The following is a 7,519-nucleotide window of genomic DNA, read 5'->3' as shown; positions in this document are numbered from 1 at the left end:
GATGCCGACGGCGACAGCGCCTCGACCGGCGCCATCGACATCGGCGGCGCGGTCACCTTCCTCGATGACGGCCCGACGATCTCGAATGCGGTGGTCGGCAGCTCGGTGACGCTCGACGAGACCAATAACGGTCCGACGACGGACGGCGTGCTGAACCCGGCGATCATGACGGCGACGAGCGCTGCGGCGATCGTGACGCTGACCTCGGCCTACGGTGCCGACGGCGCCGGCACGACGGCCTATGCGCTGTCGGTGACGAACGCGGCCTCCGGCCTGGCGACGGCGCAGGGCGACCATGCCATCACGCTGGTCCAGGTCGGCGCCACGGTGCAGGGCCAGTACAGCGATGCCGGCGGCACGCACACCGCCTTCACGGTGTCGGTCGCCTCGGACGGCAAGCTGACGGTGGTGCAGAACGTCGCGCTGGAACATCTGGTCGACGGCTCGACGGCCGCCGCCTACAACGACGCGCTCAATCTGGCCGGCAAGATCGCCGTGACGGCGACGGTGACGGATGCCGACGGCGACAGCGCCTCGACCGGCGCCATCGACATCGGCGGCGCGGTCACCTTCCTCGATGACGGCCCGACAGCAGTCTCGCCGGACTACGCGGTGCTGTCGAATAGCGCGGGCGCTCCGGTTACGTTTGCTCTGGATGTAGACCACTCGCTGTCCAACAACTACGGAGCGGATGGTGCCGGCACGGCGATTTTCGCGGCGTCTCTCGATGGCGCGGACAGCGGCCTGACTTCGGGCGGCGCCCACATCATCTACGATGTATCTGCGGACGGTCATACCCTGTACGGAAATGCTAACGGCCTGGCGGTGTTCACCGTCACCCTCGACCCCCAGAGTGCCAGCTATTCCGTTGACATGAATGGAACGGTCGACAGCCTGACGCAAGTGACGTTCTCTAACGGGACGTATGATTTCGACGGCGGTAACGGCGCCTGGGCCGGCTTCGTGCCCAATGGTCAGAAGAACTCCGGTGCCCCGGTCGACGATAATTCGCAGGACGTGCTTTTCACGCCTTTCGGCACCGGCACGACCATCAACGGGAACGCGAACTCCTTCGGCGTCGGCGGCGGCGCCGGCGGGCAGAACATCGGTGCGGGCGAAGGCATCCGGGTGGACTTTGTCCAGGATTTGACCGGCAACACGATGGGAGCCGGCGGATATGGCGTCCTCGCCAACCGCGACCACGTGTTCGATAACCACTATACCGCCAACGGCGCCACCTTCACCTTTGGCGACGGAAACACCAACACCGTTCTTCAAATCACGGCGAAGGACGACAACGCCACGACGGGTACCGACAACAACAAGGTCGTTGGGGATGGTGCGCTCGATTCGGTCACGTCGGTCGCGATCGCGTATGACGGGCAGACGCAGATCGTCGATTTCGCGACCATCGGCACCAACGCAACGACATACACGGTTGGCAGTCCGGGTGGGCTGACGGACAGAACCTACACGGTTCACTTCGTCGATGTGGATCCCACCGCCGCAGTTCATTATGCCGCTCAGATAACAGGTATAATGGACGACCATGTTTCCGTCTCAACGTTCACGGCCGACGGCTACAACAGTCTGGAATTGTTGAACACGAGCGGCGACGACTTCGCCATCACCGGGTTCGGCGCAGCCGTTCAGAGCACCAACCCCGTCAACTTCAATCTGCCGATCCAGATCGTGGACGCGGACGGTGACCTGGCGACAAGTCTGATCGGCGTGACGCTGAGCGGGAACCCGATTGCGGATCACTCGGCGGACGCCGCCGGCGCTTCGCATATCTACACGTCGACGGCGGCGGCGCCCGATATCATCGGGTCTGCTTTCGACGACACCATCACCGGCAACGATGTCGGGAACATGCTGTATGGTGGAGCCGGAGTCGACAATTTGAGTGGAGCGGGCGGCAATGACACGCTCGTCGGCGGCGCCGGCAGCGATACGCTCAATGGCGGATCCGGCAACGACCTCCTCGTCGGCGGCGCTGGCCAGGACACGCTGACAGGCGGCACCGGCGCCGATACGTTCAGGCTCGACCACCTCGACATCAAGGATCTCATCACCGATTACAGTGGCGCCGAAGGCGACAAGATCGACTTGTCTTCGTTGTTCGAGACAGCACCGGGAGGCAACATCGCCGACTACGTGCATTATGACGCTGGCACAAAGACGCTGAGTGTCGACACCAACGGCACGGCCGGCGGCACCAACTTCGTAGATGTGGCCCAGCTGACGAACGGACCTGCCGCCGGAACGATCAACATCCTTTACGACGACACGAACCACGCACAGCACACGGCCACCATTTAGCACTTATGCGCTACCACGCTTCCATGCTAAACATCAGCAAAGCATGAATTCGCAATTCGGAGAGGGGTTTACATGAAACATTCCGTAAGATTGCTGGCTTCGGCCGCGGCGCTGTTGGTGGCCGGGTCGACGGGGTTCGCTGCCGATATCATCGGCGAGCCGGCGGTGAATTATTGCCGTGCCGTCGGCACGTCGGACCTGGTGCTGACCGACAACATGGTCGAGCTCAAGGACCATGTGGTGAAGCTGATGGACGAATCGGTCGCCGTCGCCAACAGCCCGGAATGGATCAACTCGTCGCGTCCCGCCTTCGTCTGGGCCTCGGAAGCCAAGGTCGCCTGCGGCATGGCCTATGGCTACCTCAAGACGAACTACAAGGACGAAGACACGCTCAACAAATGCGAGTGCTTCCACGACCGCATGGTCGAGTACATGCACTGAGCTGACGGGCAAGCGGACGCCGGCTGGCTGCGATGGTGGCCGACGGAGAACCGGCGAAGGCGATCGCGCTGGACCGGTCCGCCGTTTCAGGGAAACGGCGAAACGGTCCATCTCTTTGTCTTGACGCGATTGCGAGCGGCAAACTGCTGCGCAGTGTTCCTGGAATTGCCCTGGCGGTCGCCTTGCTCGGCCTGGGGCAAACACCTGTCCACGCCAACTGGCTGGAACGACCGCAGCCGCAGCGGGCGCAGCCCGTGCGCTGCGACGCGGCGCCCGAGCGGACGCGCGCGACATTCAAGGCATTCGCCACCTGCCAGGCGTCGCTCTACGGCCTCGAGCCGGTGCTGGCGCATGCGGTGATGGAGATCGAGAGCGGCTTCGATCCCGGCGTGCGCGGCGCCGACGGCGAGGTCGGGCTGATGCAGGTCATGCCGGCAACGGCGCGGATGCTCGGTTTTCGCGGCTCGCTCGACGAGCTTGGCGAGCCGGCCGTCAACATCGCGCTCGGCGTCAGATATCTGGCGCAGGCAAACAGGCTCGCCGCGGGCGATCTTTGCACCACCGTGATGAAATACCGCGCCGGGCACGGCGAGACCCGCTTCTCTGTCCGCTCGGTCGACTACTGCCGGCGCGCACGCGCGATCCTGGCACGGGAAGGCCTCGACGCGACCGGGCCGCTGCCGGTGGCGACGATCGGATTCTCCGACGTCTCGACGATCGGCTTCTCCGACATCTCGATTGTCGGCTTGCCCGCCGCCGGCGAGGAGAAACGCGTCTGCGTGCCACGATCGTTCGTGCCGGGGCCGCGCTACATGAAATGCGCCGACTATCGCAGCCCGGCGCAAGCAAGGACGATACAGGCGCTGAGAGCGCGGCTGTTCGACGGCTGAAGCCATGACGCAAGAATCACGCGACGGCCGGGCAGGCAAACGTTAAGAGAAGTGAAGGCAGGCCGGGGCGAATACTGGCGGCAGATGGGATGGAAGCATCAGATGAAATGTGAGCGGCACGATCCGGACCTGAAGCGCGCCGCGCCGAAACGAATCGTTGCGGCGCGCTTCAGGTCTTTGTCAGATGCATGTCGTCTCCCCAAAACCGGGACCACTTTTGGGCGACATGCATTGGGGGCTCTCGCTCTCGGCCTCGTCGCGACGCTGTGCGCATGCCAGTCCAAGAGCGGCGCGTCGGACGTGCTCGATCCGTCGGCGATCACGGCACCCGCCGGCCAGGCGGGCGCGCCCGCGGCGCCCGCCCAGCAGGCAAGCGGCCAGGCCTTGGGCAGTCCGGCCTTGGCCAGCGCGACCTCGGCCGGCCCGGCCTCGGCCGCCGCCGCCAAGGCCCAGCTGACGCTCGGCACCGGGCCGACCAAGGTGGCCATGCTGCTGCCGCTTTCGGCGCCCGGAAGCACCGGCGAGACCGGCCGGAAAATGTATGACGGCGCGCGCCTCGCAATGGCCGACCTCGGCGACAAGCTTCTGACGCTGACGATCGAGGACACGCGCGGCGACAGCGGCTACGCCAAGGACCTCGCGGTGAAGGCGATCACCTCGGGCACGGCGAAGGCGGTCATCGGGCCGTCCGAGCTTGCGGCCGCTCAGCACCTTGCCAAGCTCTCCGGCTCCAAGCGGCCGCCGGTGCTGGCGCTGGCCGACAATTTCGCGGGCGGCCCCGGCGTCTATTCCGTGCGGCTCGGCGAAGCCGATAGCGCTGCGGCCGGCGCGGCGGCGGTCGCCGCCAAGGGCGCCAGGAAATTCGTGCTGCTGGTGCCTTCGGGCGCGGACTCGAGCCCGATTGAATCCCGAGTGGCCAACGCGCTCAGCATCTATGGCGCCACGCTTGCCGTGACCCTGCCCTATTCGGCGAGCGATGGCGGCGCCAAGGTGGTGTCCGACATGGGCTCGCTGGTCGAGGCGCCCGATGCCGTGGTCGTCGCCTGCGGCGACGGTAGCCCTGTCGCGGTGCTCGCGGCGCTGAAGGCCAAAGGCATTCCGGGCAAGGCGGTGACGCTGATCGGCACCGACCGCTGGCTCGAGCGCCCGATGGATCCGCTCTACGAGGGCGCCTATATCGCAACGCTCGACCAGAGCGAGACCGGCCCGATCGCCGACCGCTTCAAGGCCACCTACAACTACCAGCCGGACGTCAACGTGGCCTATGCCTACGACGTGGTGGCGCTGAGCGCGGGCATAGCGAGCTCCGCCGGCCCCAACGGCTTCAGCAAGCAGGTGCTGGAAAACGCCAGCGGCTTCCGCGGCTCGACCGGCCTGTTCCGCTTCCGCAGCGACGGCTCGAGCCAAAGGTCGATGCCGTTCTTCAGGGTGGAGAAGGGTAAGCTGAAGCTGGTGGAGAAGTCGACAGCGGGGTTTTGAGCGTGGCGGCTATGATTCAACGTCTCAGTTGTTAACCTCGGGTAAAGCTGCTTCGGTTGGCTTCTTGCTAAGTTGTTTAGCCGCGGTCAGTCTGTCCCGCACCATCTGCCGACCCCGGTGCTGATTGCAATGGAAGCAAGCCGCAGCGAGGTTTTTGACGCTATCTCGCCCCCCGTCCATCTTCGCTTTCCTATGCTCTAGAGTGGGGCGAGTAATTCCAAAAACAGTAAAAAGGCGGTTGCAATAGCAGCACCGTCCGCCTTGGGACTTAACTAGTCGCGTTAAAACCCGCCGTTTGTAACGACTGCTAAGCGTCATCGTGCCCCAGGAAACACCAGTTCCCTTAACGTGGATATCGACGGGATCAGTATCGGAGTGGCTCGCGCATAAGCGTCATATTCGGGAAAAGCGGACCGCAATACTTTCTCTTCGTTGATTATCCGCCGGCATTGGAAGCAGATCACGATCGCTCCAATTGCGACTACTGCCCACGTCGGATTGCGAAGAACTATGCCAAACAGGACAACCGCTTCGCACGCGTAAAGCGGGTGCCGCACAAGCTGGTAAGGGCCAGCCGTGACGAGACGTCTAGCCTGCGCGGTGATGCTGAACGATCTGCCGAGCCACCACAGGCACCAGATGCAAAGCGTAAAGCCAACGATGGTGATGAGGTCAGCGACCAATTCCAGTTGCGGAAGGGTCTGAACACCGGGGACAGCGATCAAAGTCACGGTGGCGAAGCATCCGATCAGGGCCGAAAGGCGAGGCTCGATCCCTTGCGCCGTCTTCACCGGCGGAAGACGCGCCACCGTCGTCGCGACAATGAGGACAAGGAAGCCGAGAGCCGCCACGTCCGCGGCGACGCTGATCCCCCGCGCCCAACTCCAAGTTGGGTCTCGCAAAGCCACGATCATGGCCCCGGACTTCAAGGTCGCACAGACCGTGAAGTAAAGCGTCATCATTGCGCGCCCGATGAAATCACGCATCACGGGGGGCGGGAGCTTCATTGGTTTTACCCCGTGGCATCAATGGATAGGCGAGTTGCTCGACGTAAGTAGGCGGTATCGGATCGTCGACGCCATAGCGTGCCGGCACCGCCTTGCCAGGCAGGTGCATCGTTCCGAAAAGCACATCGATGAACGAAAGCTGACTGGCAAAGTTCTTATCGTACGCCGCACGCTCATTAGCATGATGCCAATGATGAAACTGAGGTGAGGCGATCAGCCATTTAAGCGGACCGATGTTCAGTCTCACATTGGCGTGCAACAAGAGAGCATGTGCGTGAAAAATAAAGGCAAAAAGAGCGATGGATTCCTCGGTGAAGCCTAGCAAGAAAACTGGCACAAACGAGGCGCTCTTCGTCAGGACCTGATCGACAGGATGGATCCTGTGGCCTGCCAGCCAATCAAGTTCTTCAATACTGTGATGTACCGCATGGAACCGCCACAAGAACGGGACGGCGTGAAACACCCGGTGGGCAAAGTAGAACGCAATATCCGCTATCAGCGTGATCTCCAAGACCTGGAGCCAAATCGGTTGAGATGATATGGCGGCGCTAGTGGAACTCGGCACCAGCCGTCCCAACGTGATCGTCGCCAGTGTTATGGTCGCCGCCAGGCCAATCGTTATCGGAATTCCATTGAAAAGAGCATAGATAAGGTCGTTGAAGAAGGCCTTCCTGAAGATCTTCTGGCTGGGCCGTAAAGCGAACAGGCGTTCAATCGGCACAAAGATCAGCGCCGTTATCAAAAGAACTTTGAGATTTAATAGGTCCATACGGCGCCCCCGCCGACAAGGTACGATCCAAGCATCTTGCTGATTTTAGCGCAAGCTAATGGTTTCCAGAAGGTTAACCGCAGCATCTGCGAGCGCGTTCAAGAGATGGCACCCAGGCCATATGCGACCTGGATTCCTATGGTACAAATCGCGGCTGCCGAAATTGGCACGCCAAACGGAACCACCCCCTTCCGATCGAGATGCTGGACGTAAACGCGAAACGCACCTGCGGGCAACAGGAATGGGTTCTTGACGGCCACTGCGGTGACCAACGCGAAAATCAGGAGCAGCACTGAAAACATCGCCAGACCGCTGCCGCCGATCACGAACGGCATGACCGACATCAGCTTGACATCGCCAGCGCCGAGCCTGCGCAATACCCAGAAGGGGAAGAGTGCCAGAAAAAGAACAAGCGCCGCGATGGCACTCAACCCCGTATCCCACCACGATCCCGCAACAACCGATGCGAGTTGGAGCGAGCCGAGCCCGAGGCTCAGAAGCAGCAGAACATCGCCGTTGGTTATCTTCTGGCTTGTGAAATCCCGCAGCGCAACGCGCGCGAGCAGGATCGCGGCCAATAGCTTTAGCACTATCGAGGCAGCCAGAACCAC

The 7,519-nt window shown here is 62.5% G+C and carries 8 protein-coding genes; 4 read left to right on the top strand and 4 right to left on the bottom strand.

What is annotated here, in order from left to right; genetic code table 11:
* The 4 genes from LB526_RS10220 to LB526_RS10205 form a co-directional block, all read left to right on the top strand.
* Positions 1 to 2,322 (top strand): DUF5801 repeats-in-toxin domain-containing protein (locus LB526_RS10220; RefSeq protein ID WP_224627497.1); only part of this gene is annotated, 2,322 nt, incomplete at its 5' end.
* A 72-nt stretch (positions 2,323 to 2,394) separates the two neighbouring features.
* A complete protein-coding gene (locus tag LB526_RS10215) occupies positions 2,395 to 2,763 on the top strand; it encodes a hypothetical protein (RefSeq protein WP_224627496.1) in 369 nt (122 codons plus the stop codon).
* Positions 2,764 to 3,017: 254 nt separating this feature from the next.
* Complete coding sequence (locus LB526_RS10210) at positions 3,018 to 3,653, top strand: lytic transglycosylase domain-containing protein (protein ID WP_318013256.1); 636 nt, start codon at positions 3,018 to 3,020, stop codon at positions 3,651 to 3,653.
* A 231-nt stretch (positions 3,654 to 3,884) separates the two neighbouring features.
* Positions 3,885 to 5,132 (top strand): ABC transporter substrate-binding protein, encoded by a 1,248-nt coding sequence (locus LB526_RS10205; RefSeq protein ID WP_224627495.1) that lies wholly within the window; start codon positions 3,885 to 3,887, stop codon positions 5,130 to 5,132.
* 24 nt (positions 5,133 to 5,156) lie between these two features.
* Here LB526_RS10205 and LB526_RS10200 read toward each other — a convergent pair whose 3' ends face one another.
* From LB526_RS10200 to LB526_RS10185, 4 genes are all read right to left on the bottom strand, one after another.
* Complete coding sequence (locus LB526_RS10200) at positions 5,157 to 5,450, bottom strand: HNH endonuclease (protein WP_224627494.1); 294 nt, start codon at positions 5,448 to 5,450, stop codon at positions 5,157 to 5,159.
* Entirely contained in the window at positions 5,447 to 6,118 is a 672-nt protein-coding gene (locus tag LB526_RS10195; protein WP_224627493.1) for a methyltransferase family protein, read from the bottom strand. Before LB526_RS10195 ends, LB526_RS10200 begins: the two co-directional genes overlap by 4 nt.
* The gene (locus tag LB526_RS10190) at positions 6,111 to 6,908 is read right to left on the bottom strand and encodes a sterol desaturase family protein (protein ID WP_224627492.1); all 798 of its coding nucleotides are present in this window, start codon (positions 6,906 to 6,908) and stop codon (positions 6,111 to 6,113) included. Before LB526_RS10190 ends, LB526_RS10195 begins: the two co-directional genes overlap by 8 nt.
* A gap of 98 nt (positions 6,909 to 7,006) precedes the next feature.
* On the bottom strand, positions 7,007 to 7,519 hold the full coding sequence (locus LB526_RS10185; protein ID WP_224627491.1) for a prepilin peptidase: 513 nt from the start codon (positions 7,517 to 7,519) through the stop codon (positions 7,007 to 7,009).

Source organism: Mesorhizobium sp. CA6, assembly GCF_020165035.1.
Classification (GTDB): Bacteria; Pseudomonadota; Alphaproteobacteria; order Rhizobiales; family Rhizobiaceae; genus Mesorhizobium.
Note: the sequence above shows the minus strand (reverse complement) of the source record. Positions and strands in the feature narration are given on the sequence as shown.

Bases quoted from the DNA above. Each gene is read 5' to 3' on its own strand.
- LB526_RS10215 (WP_224627496.1), top strand. From the start codon at position 2,395: ATGAAACATTCCGTAAGATTGCTGGCTTCGGCCGCGGCGCTGTTGGTG.
- LB526_RS10200 (WP_224627494.1), bottom strand. From the start codon at position 5,450: ATGACGCTTAGCAGTCGTTACAAACGGCGGGTTTTAACGCGACTAGTT.
- LB526_RS10195 (WP_224627493.1), bottom strand. From the start codon at position 6,118: ATGCGTGATTTCATCGGGCGCGCAATGATGACGCTTTACTTCACGGTC.
- LB526_RS10190 (WP_224627492.1), bottom strand. From the start codon at position 6,908: ATGGACCTATTAAATCTCAAAGTTCTTTTGATAACGGCGCTGATCTTT.